Origin of the sequence: Streptomyces glaucosporus (genome assembly GCF_039533345.1) — a bacterium.
GTDB classification, from domain to species: Bacteria; Actinomycetota; Actinomycetes; order Streptomycetales; family Streptomycetaceae; genus Streptomyces; species Streptomyces glaucosporus.
The window spans coordinates 31,541-50,630 of the sequence record NZ_BAAATJ010000030.1 but is presented as its reverse complement, the minus strand read 5'-3'; the positions used below and the strand labels follow the sequence as shown (position 1 = coordinate 50,630).

At 75.9% G+C, this 19,090-nt stretch carries 21 protein-coding genes; 16 read left to right on the top strand and 5 right to left on the bottom strand.

Going from position 1 to position 19,090, the window contains the following annotated elements; translation table 11 throughout:
- Positions 1-31 precede the first annotated feature (31 nt).
- From folE to ABD358_RS24505, 8 genes are all read left to right on the top strand, one after another.
- On the top strand, positions 32-637 hold the full coding sequence (gene folE / locus ABD358_RS24540) for a GTP cyclohydrolase I FolE (protein WP_344633309.1): 606 nt from the start codon (positions 32-34) through the stop codon (positions 635-637).
- A gap of 91 nt (positions 638-728) precedes the next feature.
- The gene (gene folP, locus ABD358_RS24535; protein ID WP_344633308.1) at positions 729-1,625 is read left to right on the top strand and encodes a dihydropteroate synthase; all 897 of its coding nucleotides are present in this window, start codon (positions 729-731) and stop codon (positions 1,623-1,625) included.
- On the top strand, positions 1,622-2,125 hold the full coding sequence (locus ABD358_RS24530; protein ID WP_344633307.1) for a nuclear transport factor 2 family protein: 504 nt from the start codon (positions 1,622-1,624) through the stop codon (positions 2,123-2,125). The genes folP and ABD358_RS24530 overlap by 4 nt, the downstream gene beginning before the upstream one ends.
- Positions 2,126-2,222: 97 nt before the next feature.
- The gene (gene folB, locus ABD358_RS24525) at positions 2,223-2,582 is read left to right on the top strand and encodes a dihydroneopterin aldolase (protein WP_344633306.1); all 360 of its coding nucleotides are present in this window, start codon (positions 2,223-2,225) and stop codon (positions 2,580-2,582) included.
- Positions 2,579-3,175 carry a 2-amino-4-hydroxy-6-hydroxymethyldihydropteridine diphosphokinase gene (gene folK, locus ABD358_RS24520; RefSeq protein WP_344633305.1) on the top strand — a complete coding sequence of 199 codons (597 nt, stop codon included), beginning with the start codon at positions 2,579-2,581 and terminating at the stop codon, positions 3,173-3,175. Before folB ends, folK begins: the two co-directional genes overlap by 4 nt.
- A gap of 135 nt (positions 3,176-3,310) precedes the next feature.
- On the top strand, positions 3,311-3,796 hold the full coding sequence (locus tag ABD358_RS24515; RefSeq protein WP_344633304.1) for a DUF3180 domain-containing protein: 486 nt from the start codon (positions 3,311-3,313) through the stop codon (positions 3,794-3,796).
- A 75-nt stretch (positions 3,797-3,871) separates the two neighbouring features.
- On the top strand, positions 3,872-4,486 hold the full coding sequence (locus ABD358_RS24510) for a class I SAM-dependent methyltransferase (protein WP_344633303.1): 615 nt from the start codon (positions 3,872-3,874) through the stop codon (positions 4,484-4,486).
- Positions 4,487-4,576: 90 nt separating this feature from the next.
- Positions 4,577-5,719 carry a hypothetical protein gene (locus ABD358_RS24505; RefSeq protein ID WP_344633302.1) on the top strand — a complete coding sequence of 381 codons (1,143 nt, stop codon included), beginning with the start codon at positions 4,577-4,579 and terminating at the stop codon, positions 5,717-5,719.
- A 91-nt stretch (positions 5,720-5,810) separates the two neighbouring features.
- Here the strand turns inward: ABD358_RS24505 and ABD358_RS24500 are convergent, their stop codons facing one another.
- Positions 5,811-6,341, bottom strand: a complete 531-nt coding sequence (locus ABD358_RS24500; RefSeq protein WP_344633301.1) for an HD domain-containing protein — start codon at positions 6,339-6,341, stop codon at positions 5,811-5,813.
- Positions 6,342-6,522: 181 nt separating this feature from the next.
- Here ABD358_RS24500 and ABD358_RS24495 point away from each other — a divergent pair, with 181 nt between their 5' ends.
- Together ABD358_RS24495 and ABD358_RS24490 are read left to right on the top strand one after the other, a co-directional pair.
- A complete protein-coding gene (locus ABD358_RS24495) occupies positions 6,523-7,719 on the top strand; it encodes an amidase (protein ID WP_344633300.1) in 1,197 nt (398 codons plus the stop codon).
- Between the two features lie 132 nt (positions 7,720-7,851).
- A complete protein-coding gene (locus tag ABD358_RS24490; protein WP_344633299.1) occupies positions 7,852-8,913 on the top strand; it encodes a hypothetical protein in 1,062 nt (353 codons plus the stop codon).
- A 37-nt stretch (positions 8,914-8,950) separates the two neighbouring features.
- On the opposite strand, the gene ABD358_RS24485 is transcribed toward ABD358_RS24490, so the two are convergent.
- Entirely contained in the window at positions 8,951-10,267 is a 1,317-nt protein-coding gene (locus ABD358_RS24485) for a PH domain-containing protein (RefSeq protein WP_344633298.1), read from the bottom strand.
- Entirely contained in the window at positions 10,267-10,863 is a 597-nt protein-coding gene (locus tag ABD358_RS24480) for a PH domain-containing protein (protein ID WP_344633297.1), read from the bottom strand. The genes ABD358_RS24485 and ABD358_RS24480 overlap by 1 nt, the downstream gene beginning before the upstream one ends.
- Positions 10,864-10,984: 121 nt before the next feature.
- Here ABD358_RS24480 and ABD358_RS24475 point away from each other — a divergent pair, with 121 nt between their 5' ends.
- The 4 genes from ABD358_RS24475 to ABD358_RS24460 all read left to right on the top strand — a co-directional run bounded on the left by ABD358_RS24475 (position 10,985) and on the right by ABD358_RS24460 (position 15,267).
- Positions 10,985-12,154, top strand: a complete 1,170-nt coding sequence (locus ABD358_RS24475) for an NADH-quinone oxidoreductase subunit D (protein WP_344633296.1) — start codon at positions 10,985-10,987, stop codon at positions 12,152-12,154.
- A 22-nt stretch (positions 12,155-12,176) separates the two neighbouring features.
- Positions 12,177-13,220, top strand: a complete 1,044-nt coding sequence (locus tag ABD358_RS24470) for an SAM-dependent methyltransferase (protein WP_344633295.1) — start codon at positions 12,177-12,179, stop codon at positions 13,218-13,220.
- 36 nt (positions 13,221-13,256) lie between these two features.
- Positions 13,257-14,483, top strand: a complete 1,227-nt coding sequence (locus tag ABD358_RS24465) for a sensor histidine kinase (RefSeq protein ID WP_344633294.1) — start codon at positions 13,257-13,259, stop codon at positions 14,481-14,483.
- Positions 14,484-14,586: 103 nt separating this feature from the next.
- On the top strand, positions 14,587-15,267 hold the full coding sequence (locus ABD358_RS24460; protein WP_344633293.1) for a response regulator: 681 nt from the start codon (positions 14,587-14,589) through the stop codon (positions 15,265-15,267).
- A 38-nt stretch (positions 15,268-15,305) separates the two neighbouring features.
- On the opposite strand, the gene ABD358_RS24455 is transcribed toward ABD358_RS24460, so the two are convergent.
- Entirely contained in the window at positions 15,306-16,487 is a 1,182-nt protein-coding gene (locus ABD358_RS24455; protein ID WP_344633292.1) for a threonine aldolase family protein, read from the bottom strand.
- Between the two features lie 49 nt (positions 16,488-16,536).
- Positions 16,537-17,646 carry a DUF5937 family protein gene (locus ABD358_RS24450; protein WP_344633291.1) on the bottom strand — a complete coding sequence of 370 codons (1,110 nt, stop codon included), beginning with the start codon at positions 17,644-17,646 and terminating at the stop codon, positions 16,537-16,539.
- 99 nt (positions 17,647-17,745) lie between these two features.
- Between ABD358_RS24450 and ABD358_RS24445 the strand changes: the two genes are divergently transcribed.
- Together ABD358_RS24445 and ABD358_RS24440 are read left to right on the top strand one after the other, a co-directional pair.
- On the top strand, positions 17,746-17,976 hold the full coding sequence (locus ABD358_RS24445; RefSeq protein ID WP_344633290.1) for a hypothetical protein: 231 nt from the start codon (positions 17,746-17,748) through the stop codon (positions 17,974-17,976).
- Between the two features lie 178 nt (positions 17,977-18,154).
- Positions 18,155-19,066: a Rossmann-like and DUF2520 domain-containing protein gene (locus ABD358_RS24440; protein WP_344633289.1), complete on the top strand. Its 912-nt coding sequence runs from the start codon at positions 18,155-18,157 to the stop codon at positions 19,064-19,066.
- The last annotated feature ends 24 nt before the right edge of the window (positions 19,067-19,090 follow it).

Sequence of the window (19,090 nt, the reverse complement as noted above, 5' to 3'; positions counted from 1 at the left end):
TTGCTGCACACACTCGAGAAGCGAGGGACACATGATCGACCCGGTGACGCTGGACGGCGAGGGCCCCGTCGGCGAGTTCGACGAGAAGCGCGCCGAGAACGCCATACGGGAGCTGCTGCTGGCGGTCGGCGAGGATCCCGACCGCGAGGGGCTGCGCGACACCCCGGCACGGGTGGCGCGGGCGTACAAGGAGATCTTCGCCGGGCTGCGGCAGCGGCCGGAGGACGTCCTGACCACCACCTTCGACCTCGGCCACGACGAGATGGTGCTGGTGAAGGACATCGAGGTGCTCTCGTCCTGCGAGCACCACCTGCTGCCCTTCCACGGCGTGGCGCACGTCGGCTACATCCCGTCCGAGTCGGGGAAGATCACCGGGCTGTCGAAGCTCGCCCGGCTGGTGGAGGTCTTCGCCCGCCGCCCCCAGGTCCAGGAGCGTCTGACCACCCAGGTCGCGGACTCGCTGATGAGGATCCTCGAACCGCGCGGCGTGATCGTCGTGATCGAGTGCGAGCACATGTGCATGACGGTCCGCGGCGTCCGCAAGCCCGGCGCCAAGACCATCACCTCGGCCGTCCGCGGCCAGCTCCGCGACGCCACCACCCGCGCCGAGGCGATGAGCCTGATCATGGCCCGCTGACGGCCGTCAGCGGCTCCCCGCGGCCCGGCGGCGGGCCCGCCTCCCCGGACGGGGTCCGGGGGGCGCGCGGGGAGCGCCTACGCTGGACCACATGAACAGTTTGCGCGCCCTCCGCGGAGAAGTTGCCGGACTGCCCTTCTGGGACCGGTGTGCCGTCATGGGCGTGGTGAACGTCACGCCGGACTCCTTCTCCGACGGAGGACGCTGGTTCGACACCGAGGCCGCCGTCAAACACGGGCTGGACCTGGTCGCCGAGGGCGCCGATCTGGTCGACGTGGGCGGCGAGTCCACCCGGCCCGGCGCGACCCGCGTGGACGAGGCCGAGGAACTGCGCCGGGTGATCCCGGTCGTCCGGGGCCTGGCCCGGGAGGGCGTCGTCGTCAGTGTGGACACCATGCGGGCCTCCGTCGCCGAACAGGCGGTGGCGGCCGGCGCCCGCCTGGTCAACGACGTCAGCGGCGGACGCGCGGACGCGCGGATGGTGCCCGCGGTGGCCGGCGCCGGGGTGCCCTTCGTGGTGATGCACTGGAGGGGCCAGAGCATCGACATGAACGACCGCGCGGTCTACTCCGACACCGTCACCGAGGTGATCGGCGAGTTGCGCGCCACCATGGACCGGGCCGTGGCCGGCGGCATCGCGCCGGAGCGGATCGTCGTCGACCCGGGGCTGGGCTTCGCCAAGCAGGCCCCGCACGACCTGGCGCTGGTGGACGCCACGGCCCGGCTGGCCCGGGAACTGGGCCGTCCGGTCCTGGTGGCGGCCTCCCGGAAGCGTTTCCTGGGCCGTGTGCTGGCCGGCGACGGCGACACCGTGCCGCCCGCCCGGGAGAGGGACGCGGCCACGGCGGCGGTCTCGGCGATCGCGGCGCGCGAGGGCGCCTGGGCCGTGCGGGTGCACGAGGTGCGCGCGAGCGCGGATGCGGTGCGGGTGGCGCGGGCACTGGAGGGTACGGACAGGGAAACGGACCCCGCGGAAGGAAGCCGGTGACCGGAGAGGCCCGCACGGACGTCGAGGCCGTCGAGGCGGCGAACACCGCGCTGTACGAGGCGGTGGAGCGCGGCGACCTCGACGCCCTGAACGACCAGTGGCTGCACGAGGACGTCAGCGTCGTCCACCCCGGCTGGCCGGTGCTCACCGGCCGCGACGAGGTGCTGCGCTCCTACGCGCTGATCATGGCGAACACCGAGTACGTCCAGTTCTTCCTCACCGACGTCGAGGTCTCCGTGCTGGGCGACACCGCCGTGGTGACCTGCACCGAGAACATCCTCAGCGGCGGGCCCGCCGAGGAGGACGGCTCGACCGGTCCGCTGATCGGCGGGCTGGTGGTCGCCACGAACGTCTTCCGCAGGTCGGAGGACGGACGGTGGAGGATCTGGGCGCACCACGGCTCCCCGGTCCTCGTCGAGGAGGAGGACGAGGACGAGGGCGTGGACAACTTCGACGACTTCGACGACGGCATCGGCGGAGAGGGCGGCACCATCCTCTGAGGACCGGTCTGAGAGAGTGGCCCGGGCGGTGCGCCCGGTACGCCGCGCGTCCCTGTCCGCCGCCGGCCGCCGTCCGAGACGAGGGGAGTGAACGCGCGTGGACCGTGTCGCACTGCGCGGACTCAGGGTCCGCGGGCATCACGGAGTGTTCGCCAGGGAACGCGAAGAGGGACAGACCTTTGTCGTGGACCTGGTGCTGGGCCTGGACACCCGGCCCGCGGCGGCCGACGACGACCTCACCAAGACGGTCCACTACGGCATCGTGGCGGAAGAGGTCGCCGCGATCGTCGCGGGCGAGCCGGTCGACCTGATCGAGACCCTCGCCCAGCGGATCGCCGACCAGTGCCTGACGCACGAGGCGGTGCGGGAGGTGGAGGTGGTGGTCCACAAGCCGGAGGCCCCGATCACCATCCCGTTCGACGATGTGACCATCACCATCAAGCGGAGCCGCGTATGACGCCGAACAGCGACCCGACCGTCCAGCCGGTACCCGCCTCCGTGGTGCACCAGGTCGACGCCGCCGACGTGACCCTGCACAACCCCAAACGCGCCGTCCTCTCCCTCGGAAGCAACCTGGGCAACCGCCGGGAGACCCTGCAGGGGGCGATCGACGCGCTGGAGGAGACCCCGGGGGTGCGGGTCAAGGCGGTCTCGCCGGTGTACGAGACCGAGCCGTGGGGGGTGGAGCCGGGCAGCCAGCCCTCGTACCTCAACGCCGTCGTCCTGGTGAAGACGACGCTGCCGCCCGGTTCGCTGCTGGAACGCGCCCACGCCGTCGAGGAGGCCTTCGCGCGGACGCGCGACGAGCGCTGGGGACCGCGGACGATCGACGTGGACATCATCGCGTACCAGGGCGTCGTCTCCGACGACCCCGTGCTGACGCTGCCCCACCCGCGCGCCCACGAGCGCGCCTTCGTCCTGGCGCCGTGGCACGATGTGGACCCGGACGCCGAGATCCCGGGCCACGGCCCGGTGGCGGAACTGCTCGAGGCCGTCGGCCGGGAGGGCGTGGTGCCCCGGGAGGACCTGGAACTGCGCCTGCCGGAGTGACCGCCCCGGCAGCACGGCCCGGCCGCCCGCGGGCGTCGGCCCCGGGCCGCCCGGCCGGCACACCCGACACAGCCCGAAGATCGCTGTCCGAACGACACCGCCCCGAAGCGGTGCCCGAGTGACGTGGGGAGCCCCGTGAGGGAACTACGCATCAGGACGCTGGCCGGTCTCTTCGCCCTCGCGCTGGTGCTGTCCTGGGCGGTGGCACGGATGTGGGACGCACTGGGCACACTGCCCGCCGTGCCCGTGGCGGCCCCGGTTGTGCTCGCGCTGATCGCCGCCGTCCTGGCCGCCACCGCCCTGTCGATCCGCTCCCGTCTGCGCGCCCAGCGCGAGCGGCGGCCCGGCGCCAAGGGAGTGGAGCCGATCATGGCGGCCCGCGCCGTCGTCTTCGGCCAGGCCAGTGCGCTGGTGGCCTCCCTGGCGGCGGGCGCCTACGGCGGCACCGGCGTCTACCTGCTCCTCACCGCCATGGACGTGGCGGCCCGCCGGGACCAGGCCGTCTACGCCGGCCTGTCGGTGCTGGCGGGCGCCGCGGTGGTCGCCGCGGCCGTCTTCCTGCAGAAGGTGTGCAGGCTGCCGGAGGACGACGACAACCCGCCGGCGGCGGCCGCCGCCTGAGGGGCGCGTACGGCACGGCCCGCCCGTCGGGTGCCGCCTGCCGGCCCCGGCGCGCCCGCCGATATCGTCGCCGCCATGGAGGAGAACCCGCAGCCACCGGACCTGAAGGCCGACGACCACCCCAGCCGCCGCTACCAGGAGCGCCTGCTGCGGGACCCCGGGGACCACGAGGCGTGGCAGGGCCTGCGCCGGTCCTACGACCGGATGGCCGAGGACTGGCGGGAGTGGACCGAGGACCAGCACGGATACGACCTCGCCGTGTGCGAGGGGCTGCGGCGCGTCCGGCCCGCCGAGTGGGCCGTGGAGATCTGCTGCGGCACCGGCGAGGCGACGGCCGCGATCGCGGGGGCCGTGCCGGCGGTGGTCGCCTGCGACCTGAGCCTGGAGATGCTGCGGCGCCGTGTGGACGTGCCCGGGGTGCGCTGGGTGGCGGCCGACGTGCGGTCACTACCCCTGGGAACGGGGCGTGTTCCCTTGGTAGTGTCGCTCAACGGGGTGTTCCACCCCACCGAGATCGTGCGGGTGATCAGGCCCGGGGGGCAGCTCCTGTGGTGCACGTCGTTCCGCTCCGGGACGCCGCTGTACGTCCCGCCGGAACGCATGCACCGGCTGCTCGGCGAGGGGTGGACGGCCGAGGGCGGCCACGCCGGGCACGGTGAGTGGACGCTGTTCACCGCTCCGGGAGCCTGAGCACCCGGCGGCCGTGCGGCCCGGCGGCCCGGGCGGCGGCCTCCAGCGGTCCGGCCGCTGATCGGGGCCGCAGAGGGGGGCTGGTTCACCGTGCAGGTCGTACTCATCGCACCGTTCCTCATGCGCTTCCGGCTGTGCGCGAACACCTTCGGGGGCGCGGTCGGCCGGGCGCTGCGGGAGGCCGTCGCCGAGACCGTGCCGGGGTTCTCGCCCCAGGCCGGCGAGCCGGACTCCCCGCTGCTGTTCGACTACCACATGTCCACCGGCGGCTCCCGGCTCAGCGGCAAGAAGACCGTCGGCACGGTCGACGTGGCGGACGCCGGGCTGCTGTGGTGCCGTTTCGAACCCAGCGGCTACTGCTACGTCATGCAGACGATCGAGGTGCCGGACAAGGAGACGATGCACCGTCGCGAACGCGCACTGGTGGAGCGGATCAACCCGCACATCGCGCGGTGGACGGACGGCGTCTCGGAGCGGATGCTCGCCACCGGCCTGGTCGACCCGGCGGACGAGGCGGCGATGGACCCCGGACGGCTGCTGTGGTGGCACCGGGTGCTGATGGACCCGCCGCAGGGCCAGGAGCCGGGCGCGACCCGGGTCTACGGAGTGGAGCGCAAGATCCACGACGACGCCTGCCTGCGCTTCGGGGACGGCTTCACCACCCTCGTCCGGCTGCCGCGGCACCGGATCAGCGAGGTGCTGGAGGGCGTGATGGCGGCCACCAGCGAATGGATCGCGGTGGACGAGGCCAACCGGCTGGTGTCGGCCCGGATGCTCCGGCTCAACGACGCCCGCTGGGACCGGGTGACGGATGTGGACCGGCAGTTCACCGCCTCCCTCAAGCTCAGCAAGGACCTGGCCCTGCGCGAGATGGTGCGGCTGGAGGAGAGCCGCTACACCGTCAACGCCGGCGCGGTGGTGATGGACGCGGCGATGGAACGGTGGGCGATGGAGCGCGAGCGCGGGGTGCTGGAGGTCCAGCTCCAGTCGCTGCGCGACATCCTGGAGTTCCACCGCACCATGACGCAGTACCGGCGCGACGAGCGCCGCAACCGGCTGCTCTTCGTCTTCACGGCCATCGCCCTCTTCCAGTCCGTCCTGGTCTGGTACGACTTCGCCCATGAGGCCAACAACACCCTCGCCCCGGCGACGCGACTGGCCGTGGTCAGCGTCATCGCCGCGCTCACCGTGGTCGTCGTGGTGTCGTCCCTGGTGACCCGGCGCCGGGAGTGAGGTCCTTCGCCGCCGCCCGCCGCTTCTTCCGGCGGAGCCCGGGCGGGTACGGCACGGCCGCCACCACGGGGTCCCGGTTCGGGGCGTGTGCTCAGGAGCCGCTTCCGCGACCGTGTGCGAGGCGGTCGCGGAGTTCGGGCAGGAGCGACGGGTTGACGACGGCGAGGATCGTCTCGATCCCGGCCGGGTCCGCCGCGGCCCACAGGACGTCGCGGGCCGCGCGGTACTTGGCGGCCAGCCGCTCGCGCCTGTCCCCGGGGAGCCGCGCCGAGCGGTCCGGGCGGCTGTTGTGCGCGTTGTCGGCGATCTTGACGAGGGTGGCCTCGCGGTCGCCGGCGATGCGGCGGATCTTCTCCTCGTAGGGGATCCCGGGCCGGTTGGTGACGGTCTCGACGATGTCGACGACGCGGTCGGGGACGCCGGCCTCGCGGAGCCGTCCGCCGGTCCAGTGGGTGTCCTCGATGACGTCGTGGAGCAGCCCGGCCATGTAGAGGTCGTCGCCGAAGGGGGCCAGCCCCGCGGCGACCGCGCGGACGTGCTCGACGTACGGCACCCCGATCTTGTCGTACTGCCCGGCGTGCGCCTCGTGGACGAGCGCCTCGACCTCGGCGGAAGTGATCACGAATCCCCCGGCTGTGAGTGATCGGCGTCGGCGGCGGTGCGGTCATCATCCCAGAATCCGGCCGGGGACGGCCTTCGTTCCGGTGGGGACACCGGGCCGGTGGGGCCGTCCGCGGGACTGCCGGCCGGAACGCCGGCCCGCCGTACGGTGACGGCGTTGACGGAACAGGGGGAGGCCTGCGATGGACGAGAAGACGTACGCGGGGCTGTCGGCGGTGGCGGTCGCCGGGGCCGTGGCGCGGCGCGAGACGGCCGCGGCCGAGGTGGTGGAGGCGGCGCTGGGCCGGATCGCCCGGCTGGAGCCGTCGCTGCGGGCGTTCCGCGAGGTGTGGGCGGACGAGGCGCGGGCGCGGGCACGGGAGGTGGACCGCCGGGTCGCGGCGGGCGAGCGGCTGCCGCTGGCCGGGGTGCCGATCGGGGTGAAGGGGGTCTCCGGCATCCGGTCGGAGCCGGCCCGGCGGCTGCTGGCGGCCGGATGCGTGGCGGTCGGGGCGACCTCCGTCCCCGGACCCGGCACCGAGTGGCAGACCTGGGGTCTGGGAGCCGGCGGCCGCACGGCCAACCCGTGGCGTCCGGACCGGTCGCCGGGCGGCTCGTCCGCCGGCTCCGCGGTGGCGGTCGCGGCCGGGACGGTGCCGGTGGCCACGGGCACCGACGGCGCCGGATCGGTGCGGATCCCGGCCGCCTGGTGCGGGGTGCTGGGACTGAAGCTCACCAACGGCGCGCTGCCCACGGCCGACCGCTCGGGCCTGGCCGCCCCCGGAGTCCTCGCCCGGTGCGCCGCCGACCTCGCGGCGTACCTGGAGTGCGTCCTCGGCGTGCCCGCGCGGGAGCCCGCCCCGGGGGGACCCGGGGAGCCGGTGGCGGCGGTGTGGTCGCCGGATCTGGGCTTCGCGGAGAGCGAGCCGGAGGTCGTACGGGTGGCGCGGGCGGCGGTGGACCGGCTGGCGGCGGCGGGCGTCCTGCGGCCGGCGCCCTCCGGGACGGGGGGCGGGCTCCTGGACCCCGGGCCGGCCTGGCTCGCCCTGCGCTCGCCCGGGGCCGCCCGGGAGGCCGCCGAGCGGACGCGGGCGGAGAACGACGGGCGCCTCGGCTCCCTCTTCGCCGGGGCGGAACTGCTGGCGACCCCGGCGACCCCCAACCGCCCCCACGGCCACGACGGGCCGGGCGACCGGTACAGCACCGCCCTCACCTGGGCCTTCAACCTCAGCGGCCACCCCGCCCTCAGCCTCCCCGCGGGATTCACCGCCGACGGGTGCCCGGTGGGGCTCCAACTGGTGGCCGGCAGGGGAGAGGAGGCCCTCCTGGTGAGGGTGGCGCGGGCCGCGGAGGACGTCGGCCGGGCGGTCCCGGTGTGGGAGGAACGCCGGGGACGGTGAGCCGCTCCGGAACGCCCCCGGACGGCCGGAAGGGGACCGTCCGCACGGGGCGGGCGTCCGGACGGTAACCACCGGAGAACAGTTCGGTCGGCTCCGTGTCGGCGGCTCCGCCCGCAGGGTAAATTCCAGGCCATGCCCCGAGGACGCCACCGCCACGCACCGCCCCTGCACCGGCTGCTCGCGCCGTCCGCCGTGGCGGCCGTGGCGCTCCTCTGCGCGGGCGGGGCCTGGCTGGTCGGCGAGATCGGCGATCCGGCGGCGCTGCTGCTGCGCGCCCTCACCGCCGTGGCGGCGCTGGCCGCCGTGGCCGGGGCCGTGCTGCTGCGCCGGTGGGACCGGGAAGCCGGCAGGCGGGTCGGCGAGGTGAGGGCGGCCAAGGCCACGGCCGAGTGGCGGGCCGAGGAACGCCAGGCGGAGCTGGAGACCGAACTGGAGGAGGCGGCCGAACTCCGCAGGAGGACGGAGGCCGAGCTCCGGAAGAAGCGCGACGAACTGGAGAGGCTCCGCACCGAGCACGCCGCGCTGCTGCGCCGGTACGCCACCGCCGAGACCGAGCGGGCCAGCGCCCTGGAGGGACGGCGGCTGCTGGCCCTGGAGGCCGCCGGGCCGGCCAGGGAACTCACCACCGGGGCGGCCGACCACCGGCAGGCCTCGGGCGCGCCCACGCCGCTCACCTACCTCCAGGCGGACGAGGCCCTCAGGAGGCTGCGGACGAACGCCGCGCGCCAGCGCGCGCGGGAAGAGCTGGACCGCCGGGAGCGGGAGAGGAAGGAACAGGAGGAGCGGCAGGAGGCCGAACGCGCCGCCGCCGAGGAGCCCGAGCGGGCCGCGGCGCGGAAGCCGTCCCCGGCCCCGCCGTCCGGGGGCCCGGCCCGGGACGGCGCGGGGGAGCCGTACGGACGGGGGGACGCGGCCCCCCGGCGCGGCGGCTTCGACTTCTTCGGCACCCGGGGCGCCCAGCGCCGCCGGGCGGCCGGCGGACCGCACACCTCCGCCGGGACGCCGTCCGATCAGGACGAGGAGGGGCACCGGGCCGCCTCCGCCCCCGGACCCGCCGCCCCCGGACCGCGTCCCGCGCCGCGCGCCGCCGTGGGCAAGGTGATCGATCTGAGGGCGCCCCGCGCCGAGGACCGGGAAGGCCCGGCGGACACCGGCGCCCCCGGCGCCCGGAGGACGCGCCGGAACCGCGGCTGAGAGCCGCGGCCGGCCCGGGGCGCCGGAACCGGCGCCGTCAGGTCAGCCAGCGTTCCGGACGCGCCAGGCGGCGGCCGGTGCGGGAGCGCTCCGCCTGGGCCGCGACCACCGCGCGGGCCTCCTCCGCGTCGCGGAGCCGGGCCGCCACCGTGCCGTTCGCGCCGTGGTCGACGTGGACGTCCGCCAGTCCGCGGGCCCTGGCCCAGGGGCCCTGGGTCAGGCGGACGCTCTGCACCTTCGCGTGCGGCACCAGCGACAGCGTGCGGCACAGCAGCCCGCGGCGGCTCGCGAACACCGACTCCGTCACCCCGTGGCCGTGCCCCCGCCACCACAGGGGGAGCACCCACCGGGCCCGGCGCGGCACCGGCGTCAGGGACGCCTCCGCCCGGGCCGGGTCCACGCCGGGCAGGATCCGGCCCAGCACGCCGAGGGCCGCCTCCCGGCCGGCGACCGGCAGCAGCACCCCGCTCTCGTTGCCGCCGGCCGCGACCTCCAGCTCCACCCGGACCCAGCCGCGCCGCCGCCACAGCCACGGCTCGACGATCCGCACCGCCTGGACGCGGCCCGGGGGGACCGTGGAGTGCGCGCGGTCCAGCAGACCGTGGTCGATCCGCACCCCGTCCGGGGACTCGGCCACCACCCAGTCGAACTCGGTCAGGAAGCGCCCCAGGCCGTTCCGCCAGACACCGCCGAGCAGCGGCACCGCGGCCGCCAGGGCGGGCCAGGGGCTGCCGCTGGCCCACCAGACCAGCACGGGGACGACGGCCGCCGGCACCAGCAGGCCCCAGGTGGTGCCGAGCAGCAGCAGGGAGACGGCCAGCGTCCGCGTGTCCACCCGGAGCAGCTCCCGGGCCGGCGCCTCGCCCGCCTCCGGGGCCGCCTCGGGCGCCATCCCCGCCGCCCGCGCCAGCAGCTCGGCGCGGAGCGCCACCGCCTCGCGCTCGGAGAGGAACGCCAGCTCGTCCTTCTTGTCGGTGCCGACCACGTCCAGTTTGAGCTTGGCGACCCCCACGAGCCGGGCCAGGAGGGGCCGGCCCACGTCGATCGCCTGGAGGCGGTCCAGCCGGATGTGCGCCACCCGCCGGAACAGCAGGCCGGTGCGGACGCGCAGTTCGGTGTCGGTGACCAGGTAGCTCGTCATCCACCACGACAGGAAGCCGTACGCGGCGGCCGCCGGGAGCAGCACCGCCAGACCGGCCAGCAGCCATCCGGGAGACAGGGACTCCGCCCCCTCCCGGGCCCGGTCCGGGTTCTGCACGGCGAAGGCCAGCAGCGCGGCCACCGGCGCCCACGCCCGCCGCCACGGGGTGACCGGGTGCAGCCTCCTGCCCTCCGGGCGCTTCGGCAGCGCCATCACAGCCCCGCCGACCGGGCCTCGCCCAGCTCGGTGAGCCGGTCCCGCAGCCGCTCGGCCTCCTCGGGCGCCAGGCCGGGGATGTGCGCGTCCGTCGTCGCCGCGGCGGTGTGCAGCTGCACGCGGGCCAGTCCGAAGCGGCGCTCCAGCGGTCCGGAGGTCACCTCGACCAGCTGCATCCGGCCGTAGGGGACGACGGTCAGCCCGCGCCAGACCACCCCGCGGGCGATCAGCAGGTCGTCGGCGCGTTCGGCGTACCGCCAGGAGGCCCAGTTGAGGGCGATCGCCCGCCAGCCCCAGACCGCGACCGCCAGCGGCACGGCGGCGAGCGCGGCCCACGCGGGACCGGCCGCCGTGCCCAGGACCAGGGCCGCCGCCAGGGCGAGCGGGACCAGCACGGCGACCAGCAGCGTCCTGCGCATCCGCAGCAGCCCCCGCTCCACACCGCGCCACCGCTCGGCGGTGACGGCGGTCCCCGCGGCGCCCTCCGCGGGACTCCCGGCGGCGGTCCCCGCCGCGGCCTCCGCGGGAATCCCCGCGGAGTTCCCGGCCCCCGGGCGCTCCCCGGGGGTCCCTCCCCCTGCCGGTCGACTCATGGGACAAGCGTATGCGGGGACGGTGACGGTGCGTGTCCGCCGTGGGGAGGAGCCGGGGAGCGGGCCGGTGGGCCCCGGGGAGGAGGCGGGCGGGCGTCCCGCTGCTGCCAGACTGGGAACCATGACCGATCCCGGCACGACCACCGAGACCACCGAGACAGTCGTCGGCGTCGGCGGCGCGGCGGAGAGCACCGACATGGTGCTCAACATCGGGCCGCAGCACCCCTCCACCCACGGGGTGCTGCGGCTGCGGCTCGTCCTGGACGGCGAGCGGATCACCGCCGCCGAGCCGGTGATCGGCTACATGCACCGGGGTGCGGAGAAGCTGTTCGAGGCGCGCGACTACCGGCAGATCATCGTCCTCGCCAACCGCCACGACTGGCTGTCGGCCTTCTCCAACGAACTCGGCGTCGTCCTGGCCGTCGAGCGGATGCTGGGCATGGAGGTCCCGCCGCGGGCGGTGTGGGGGCGGACGCTGCTGGCGGAGCTGAACCGGGTCCTCAACCACCTGATGTTCCTCGGCTCCTACCCGCTGGAGCTGGGCGCCATCACGCCCATGTTCCACGCCTTCACCGAGCGCGAGGAGCTCCAGCGGGCGATGGAGGAGGTCTCCGGCGGACGCATCCACTACATGTTCAACCGGGTCGGCGGCCTCAAGGAGGACTTCCCGGCGGGCTGGCTGGGGCGGGCGCGCCACGCCGTCGCCGCGGTCCGCGCCAAGATGGACACCTACGACCGGCTCGTCCTGGGCAACGAGATCTTCCGCGGCCGCACCCGCGGCGTCGGCGTCCTCACCCCGGACGCCGTCCACGCCTACGGCGTCAGCGGGCCGGTCGCCCGCGCCTCCGGCGTGGACTTCGACCTGCGCCGCGACGAGCCGTACCTGGCGTACGGCGAGCTGGCGGACGTGCTGGAGGTCGTCACCCGCGACGAGGGCGACTGCCTGGCCCGCTTCGAGGTGCTGCTGGAGCAGACCCGCAACTCCCTGGACCTCGCCGACGCCTGCCTGGACCGCCTCGCGGACCTGCCGCCCGGACCGGTCAACCAGCGGCTGCCCAAGGTCCTCAAGGCCCCCGAGGGAGCCACCTACGTCTGGACCGAGAACCCCCTCGGCCTCAACGGCTACTACCTGGTCTCCCGGGGGGACAAGACGCCCCACCGCCTCAAGCTCCGCTCGGCCTCGTTCAACAACGTCCAGGTGCTGACCGAGCTGCTGCCCGGCACGCTGGTCGCCGACATGGTGGCCATCCTCGGCTCGATGTTCTTCGTCGTCGGCGACATCGACAAGTGAACCGGTGGGGGACGGACGCCGGGTGACGGACGGGACGCGGGGGCCGCGGCGCTGGCGCCGGGCCGCCGAGGAGGCGCTCTACGGGCCGGAGGGGTTCTTCGTGCGGCAGGCGCCCGCCGCGCACTTCCGCACCTCCGTGCACGTCTCCCCGCTGTTCGCGGAGGCGGTGGCGGAGCTGCTGCAGCGCGTGGACGCGGTGCTCGGGCACCCCGGCGAACTGGCGCTGGTCGACTACGGGGCCGGCCGCGGCGAGCTGCTGGCCGGCGTCCTGGCCGCGCTGCCGGGGGAGACCGCGGCTCGGGTCCGCGCCCACGCCGTCGAGGTCGCCCCCCGGCCGGACGGGCTGGACCCGGCGATCCGCTGGTCCGGCGCCCCGCCGCGCGGCGCGGCCGGGCTGCTGTTCGCCAACGAGTGGCTGGACAACGTGCCCGTGGACATAGCCGAGACCGACTCCGGCGGCGTCCCGCGCTACGTCCTGGTGGACGACGACGGCACCGAGCACCTGGGCGAGCCGGTGACCGGGGAGGACGCCGACTGGCTGGCCCGCTGGTGGCCGCTGCCGCCCGAGCCCGGCCTGCGCGCCGAGATCGGCCGCCCCCGCGACGCCGCCTGGGCGGGCGCCGTGGCCTGCCTGGACCGGGGCCTGGCCGTCGCCGCGGACTACGCCCACACCCGCGGTGACCGTCCGCCGCTGGGCACCCTCACCGGCTACCGCGACGGCCGCGAGGTGCGGCCCGTCCCCGACGGGGAGCGCGACCTGACCTGCCACGTGGCCCTCGACGCGTGCGCGGCGGCAGCGGCGGACGGCGGGAGCGGGCCCGGCCTGCTGACCACCCAGCGCGAGGCGCTGCACGCCCTGGGCGTCAGCGGCGCCCGCCCGCCGCTGTCCCTGGCCTCCCGGGACCCGGCCGCCTACCTGCGGCGGCTGGGCGGCGCGGGCGAGGCGGCCGAGCTGACCGACCCCGGGGGCCTGGGCGCCTTCACCTGGCTGCTCCAGCCCCGCCGGGCGCCCCTGCCTCCACCCTGGGGAGTAGGAGCGGCGGCCGGGGATCGCCCGTCCGGTTGACTCCCGCACGTACCGGCCCTGCCTACGCTGGGTAGTGTGCACCGGCTGTACGAGTTCATACGCAGACACCCCGCCCTGGTCGACGGGCTGTGGGCCCTCGTCCTGTTCGGGCTGTCCGCCACGTGGCTCCTCACGCTGATGTCGCACCCGCCGTCGGCCAGGAGCCTGGGCCAGGGGGAGGTTCAGCAGGCGGCCTCCGTGCCGGTCATCCTGGCCCTGTGCACCGTGGTGGCCCTGCGGCGCCGGGCGCCGGAGAAGATGCTGGTCCTGGCGGTCGGCACGGGACTGGCCGAGGTGGTGACGGGCGCCTTCCCGGTGCCGGCCAACTTCGCCCTGCTGGTGATCGTCTTCACCAACGCCTCCCGCAACGTCCGCTGGGCCTCCCGCCTCGCGCTGGCCGGCGCCCTGATCGCGCCCGTCGTCCACACGCTGCGCTGGCCCAACAAGGGCCAGGACGTCGCCGGGGCGGTACTGGGCACGGTCTTCATGACCGTCACCTTCGTCCTCGCCTGGGTGCTGGGCGACTCGCTGCGCACCCGGCGCGCCTACTACGCGCAGCTGGAGGAGCGCGCCGCCCGGCTGGAGAAGGAGCGCGAGGCGCAGGCCAAGGTCGCGGTCGCCGCCGAACGCGCCCGGATCGCACGCGAGCTCCACGACGTCGTCGCGCACAACGTGTCGGTGATGGTCGTCCAGGCCGACGGCGCCGCCTACGTCCTCGACACCGCGCCCGAGCAGGCCCGGAAGGCCCTGGAGACCATCTCCGGCACCGGCCGCCAGGCGCTGTCGGAGATGCGGCGGCTGCTGGGCGTGCTGCGCACCGGGGAGCAGGGCGAGGGCGGCGAGTACGTGCCGCAGCCCGGCGTCGAGCAGCTCGCCGACCTCGTCGAGCAGGTGCGGAACACGGGGCTGCCGGTGGACTTCCGCATCGAGGGCACCCCGCGCCCCCTGCCCAGCAGCGTCGAGCTGACCGCGTACCGCATCGTGCAGGAGGCGCTGACCAACACCCGCAAGCACGGCGGCCCCGACGCCGGCGCGACCGTGCGGCTGACCTACGGCCCCGACGACCTGACCCTGCTCGCCGAGGACGACGGCCGCGGCGCCCAGCGCGAGCTGTACGAGGTCGGCGGACTGGACGGGCTGGGGCAGGGACTGATCGGGATGCGCGAGCGCGTCGGCATGGTCGGCGGCAGCCTGGACGCGGGCCCCCGGCCGGGCGGCGGCTTCCGGATCAGCGCGGTCCTGCCGCTGAGGAACACCACGTGAGGAGCCCCGTGGGACGCCGGGCGAACCGAGCCACCACCGCCGAGCCACCACCGCCGGGCCGGCACCGCACCGGACCGGCACCGCACCGACCCGAGGGGAACCCATGACCGTCCGCGTGATGCTCGTCGACGACCAGGCGCTGCTGCGCACCGGCTTCCGCATGGTGCTGGACGCCCAGCCCGACATGGAGGTCGTCGCCGAGGCCGGGGACGGCGCCGAGGCCCTGGAGAAGCTGCGCGCCACCGCCGTGGACGTGGTGCTGATGGACGTGCGGATGCCCCGCATGGACGGCGTCGAGGCCACCCGCCGCATCTGCCAGGGGGGCGAGGGCGGCCCCGGCGGCCCGCGGGTGCTGATCCTGACCACCTTCGACCTCGACGAGTACGCCTTCTCCGCGCTGCGGGCCGGGGCCGGCGGGTTCCTGCTCAAGGACGTCCCGCCGGACGAGCTGCTGGCCGCGATCCGCGCCGTCCACAGCGGCGACGCGGTGGTGGCCCCCTCCACCACCCGCCGCCTCCTGGACCGCTTCGCCACGCTGCTGCCCGCCGCCGGCGAGGAGCCGCAGGCCAAGGAGCTGGAGCGGCTGACCGACCGCGAGCGCGAGGTGCTGCTGCTGGTCGCCCAGGGGCTCTCCAACAGCGAGATCGCCCGGCGGCTGGTGCTCTCGGAGGCCACCGTCAAGACGCATGTGGGCCGCATCCTCGCCAAGCTGGGGTTGCGCGACCGCGTGCAGGCGGTGGTGCTGGCGTACGAGACCGGGCTGGTGCGCGCGGGGGGCGCGTGACGGAACCCGGCGCCCTCCGGGCGGGCCGGTCCGGGCGGTCAGCCCCGCGCCGGGAGCCCCGGCAGACGGGCGAGGAACGCCGACAGCGCCTCGCGGACGTCCTCCGGGCTCCAGAGCAGGCCCGGGGCGGCGACCGTCACCTCGGTCACGGCCAGTCCGGGCGGCCCCGAAGCCTCCCACACGCGGAAGAGCACCGTCCCGTCCTCCTCCGCCTGCCGCACGCCCGCCTCCGTCAGCTCCTCGGGGCCGTACGGCAGCCACACCTGGAACTGGTGGGTGTGCGGAACCTCCGGGTGGATCCGGAACCACGGCACCCCGGCGTCCTCCAGCCCCCGGCGCAGGGCGTCCGCCACCACCTTCGCGTGGTCGACGTACTCCGGCAGCCGGGGCAGCTCCCGCTCCAGCCCCACCAGGGCGGACAGCGCGGCGGGCCACTGCTGGAAGACCTGCCCGCCGTAGCGGTGCCGCCAGGCCCGGGCCTCCTCGACCAGGGAGGACGACCCCGCCAGGGCGGCGCCCGAGAGGCCGCCGAGGGACTTGTAGTAGGAGACGTACACGCTGTCGGCCAGGCCGGCGATCTCCGGGAGCGTCCGCCCGAAGTGCGGCGCGCACTCCCACAGCCGGGCCCCGTCGAAGTGCACCACCGCCTCCCGCTGCCGCGCCGCGTCGACGGTCTCCACCAGTTCGTCCCAGGTGGGCAGCACGAATCCCGCGTCGCGCAGGGGGAGTTCGAGCATCAGGGTGCCGAAGGGCTCGGGCAGCTCCCACACCTCCTCGGCGGTGGGCAGCCGCGGCTCGGTGGTGGGGTGGACGGGCCGCAGGCCGGTGAGCTGCGTCAGCGCGTGGCGTTCGTGGCGCTCGGGATGGGACAGCGGGTGGAGGGCGACGGTGGGGCTGCCGGTGCGGTCCGCCCAGCAGCGCAGGGCCACCTGCTGGGCCATGGTGCCGGTGGGGAAGAACACGGCGGCCTCGGTGCCCAGCAGGTCGGCGGTGCGCTCCTCCAGGTCGGCGACGATCCCGTCGCCGTAGACGTCGGGGCTCCGCGACAGGTCGTGGACGGCGGCGCCCTCCTCCGCCAGCCGGGCCAGCCGCCCGGCGATCGTCCCCTCCGCCGAGGCGTCCCCCAGCCGCCGCCGGGCGGTGTTCCACGCCGCGAGCCTGCGGGCCCTCCGCTCGCCGGCGCCCTCGTGCGCGTCTGCTGCTTCCTCGTCCGCGGTCATGCGCCCGATCATCCCCGACCGCCTCCCGGAACTCCCCGGTATTACGCCGTCAGCGCAGGACCGCCTCCAGGAAGTCGCCGCCCAGCCGCGCCACGACGGTGACGTCGAGGCGGTACTGCACGTACCGTCCGTGCCGCCGCGCGGTCAGCAGTCCCGCCTGCCGCAGCACCTTCAGGTGCCGGGAGACCTCCGGCGCGGTGATGCCCAGGCCGTCCGCCAGCTCGCCGGTGGTGTACGGGGCGCGGGCCAGGCTGCGGCACAGCCGGACGCGGACCGGGTGGGCCAGCGCCTCCAGCCGGCGCTGCATCAGCTCCACCGAGCCCGGCCCGGCGCGCAGGTCGGGCGAGGCGACCGGGTACTGGACCACCGGCCGCCGGTGCGGGGCGTGGAGGACCACCAGGTGCGGCCGGCCGAGCGCGGTGGGCACCAGGACCAGCCCCTCCCCGGCGGCCGGGTCCGTCGCCGTCGTCGCCCCGTCGGTCAGCTTGTCGACGACCACGCGCCGTCCGCGCGCGTCCTCCTCCAGGGCGATCGCGGGGGACGAGGCGGCCAGCGCCCCGGCGAGCCCCCGGTGCCGCAGCAGCTCCGTCTTGTGCCGGGCGTCGGCGGCGAGCGCACCGTGCGTCCGCTGCCAGAGGTCCGCGAAGAACGCCTGGTCGCAGTCCTCCAGCAGCCGCCGTATCCAGGCCCGTACGGCGGGCGGGTCGGCCAGCAGGCTCCGGGCGAACTCCAGCCGGCGCGGGCCCCGGGCGGCGGCCCGGTCCAGGGCCCGCCGGCGGGCGGCGGGGTCCGCCAGCGGGGACGGCCCCTCGCTGTCGTAGTCGCTGGAGCAGTTGATCTCCAGGGCGGCGCGGACGTACCGCTCGTCGTCCAGCCGGTCGAGGATGTCCAGCTCCTCGGCGAGGGTGTCGCCGGGGCGGGGGCCGATCGGCAGCAGGACGTCGGAGCGGGTGGAGCGCCACAGGACGTCGGCCTGGGCGAGCCGGTCGGCCAGGTCCGGCGCGAGACCGGCGAGCGTGGTGGTCGTCCAGCCGTGCAGCCACGGGTGGTGCGCCGGCTCGGAGAGGACGTGGAGGGCCGCGCCCAGCTCGGCCAGCGGGGACGGGGCGAAGACGATGCGCTCGTCCGGCAGGCCGGTGACGTCGATGATCACGCTCATGCGTCCCATCCTGCCCGGCGCCGGACGCGGGCCGTCGCCGTTTGACGGACACCGTCAATCGGCGTGCCCCCGGGCCGGGGCCGGGCACAGCGTGGAGGCATGAGCTTCCACGCCGAGTACGCACTCGCCCAGTACCGCGCCGCACAGCACGGCCGGGATCCGCTGCCCCTGCCGGGGGAGGCCGGCCGGCACGTCCCCCACGAGTTCCGGGACGCCCTCCTGGAGGCGCGGACCCGCTCCCGTTCCGGCCCGCGCCCGCCGCGGCGGCTCCTCCCGCGGTTCCCCCTGTGGGGGCGGCCGCGTCCGCGAGCGGACCGGAAGCCCTGCTGAGGACCGCTCCGGCGCCCGCCGGCGGACACCCGCCGGCCCGCGTCCCGCCGCCCGCCGTCCCACCGCGCGGACCGGCGGTCCACGGCGTCCGCGTAGCATGGCATCAATCGTCCGGTACCGATGCCCCGGCCTCCCGCCCGGGGGAACCCCGCGGACTGGAACGGAAGGCCCAGCTCACGTGAACGAACACCCCTCCGGCGCCGCCGGGGACCGTCCCGCGCGTCTGAACGTCGGAGTCGTCGGCGCGGGACGCGTCGGCCCGGCCCTGGCCGCCGCGCTGAAACTCGCCGGACACCGCCCCGTGGCCGCCTCGGGCGTCTCCGACGCCTCCCGCCGCCGGGCCGCCGCCCTGCTGCCGGGAGTGCCGCTGGTGGAGCCCGCCGAGGTGCTGGCCCGCGCCGACCTCGTACTGCTCACCGTCCCCGACGACGCCCTGCCCGGCCTGGTCGCCGGCCTGGCCGCCACCGGCGCCGTACGGCCCGGGCAGCTCCTGGCGCACGCCTCCGGACGCTACGGGACGGCCGTCCTGGACCCGGCGACGCGGGCCGGAGCCCTGCCGCTGGCCCTCCACCCGGTGATGACGTTCACCGGCACCTCCGTGGACGTGGACCGGCTGGCGGGCTGCTCGTTCGGGGTGACCGCGCCCGAGGAGCTGCGGCTGGCCGCCGAGGCGCTGGTCATCGAGATGGGCGGGGAGCCCGAGTGGGTCGCCGAGGAGGCCCGCCCGCTCTACCACGCGGCGCTGGCCATCGGCGCCAACCACCTGGTCACCCTGGTCGCCCAGGCCATGGACCTGCTGCGCACGGCCGGGGTCGCCGCACCGGACCGGATGCTCGGCCCGCTGCTCGGCGCGGCCCTGGACAACGCCCTGCGCTCCGGCGACGCCGCGCTGACCGGCCCGGTCGCCCGGGGCGACGCCGGCACGGTCGCCGCGCACGTCGCCGAGCTGCGCCGCCACGCGCCCCAGGCGGTGGCGGGCTACCTGGCCATGGCCCGCACCACCGCGGACCGCGCCCTGGCGAACGGCCTGCTCAGGCCCGAGCTGGCCGAGGACCTGCTGGAGGTCCTCTCGGACGGGGGCGCCGCGTGACCGCCCGGGACACGGGGGCCGCCG

Bases quoted from the DNA above. Each gene is read 5' to 3' on its own strand.
- folE (WP_344633309.1), top strand. From the start codon at position 32: ATGATCGACCCGGTGACGCTGGACGGCGAGGGCCCCGTCGGCGAGTTC.
- folP (WP_344633308.1), top strand. From the start codon at position 729: ATGAACAGTTTGCGCGCCCTCCGCGGAGAAGTTGCCGGACTGCCCTTC.
- folK (WP_344633305.1), top strand. From the start codon at position 2,579: ATGACGCCGAACAGCGACCCGACCGTCCAGCCGGTACCCGCCTCCGTG.
- ABD358_RS24510 (WP_344633303.1), top strand. From the start codon at position 3,872: ATGGAGGAGAACCCGCAGCCACCGGACCTGAAGGCCGACGACCACCCC.
- ABD358_RS24495 (WP_344633300.1), top strand. From the start codon at position 6,523: ATGGACGAGAAGACGTACGCGGGGCTGTCGGCGGTGGCGGTCGCCGGG.
- ABD358_RS24490 (WP_344633299.1), top strand. From the start codon at position 7,852: ATGCCCCGAGGACGCCACCGCCACGCACCGCCCCTGCACCGGCTGCTC.
- ABD358_RS24485 (WP_344633298.1), bottom strand. From the start codon at position 10,267: ATGGCGCTGCCGAAGCGCCCGGAGGGCAGGAGGCTGCACCCGGTCACC.
- ABD358_RS24480 (WP_344633297.1), bottom strand. From the start codon at position 10,863: ATGAGTCGACCGGCAGGGGGAGGGACCCCCGGGGAGCGCCCGGGGGCC.
- ABD358_RS24475 (WP_344633296.1), top strand. From the start codon at position 10,985: ATGACCGATCCCGGCACGACCACCGAGACCACCGAGACAGTCGTCGGC.
- ABD358_RS24460 (WP_344633293.1), top strand. From the start codon at position 14,587: ATGACCGTCCGCGTGATGCTCGTCGACGACCAGGCGCTGCTGCGCACC.
- ABD358_RS24455 (WP_344633292.1), bottom strand. From the start codon at position 16,487: ATGACCGCGGACGAGGAAGCAGCAGACGCGCACGAGGGCGCCGGCGAG.
- ABD358_RS24450 (WP_344633291.1), bottom strand. From the start codon at position 17,646: ATGAGCGTGATCATCGACGTCACCGGCCTGCCGGACGAGCGCATCGTC.
- ABD358_RS24445 (WP_344633290.1), top strand. From the start codon at position 17,746: ATGAGCTTCCACGCCGAGTACGCACTCGCCCAGTACCGCGCCGCACAG.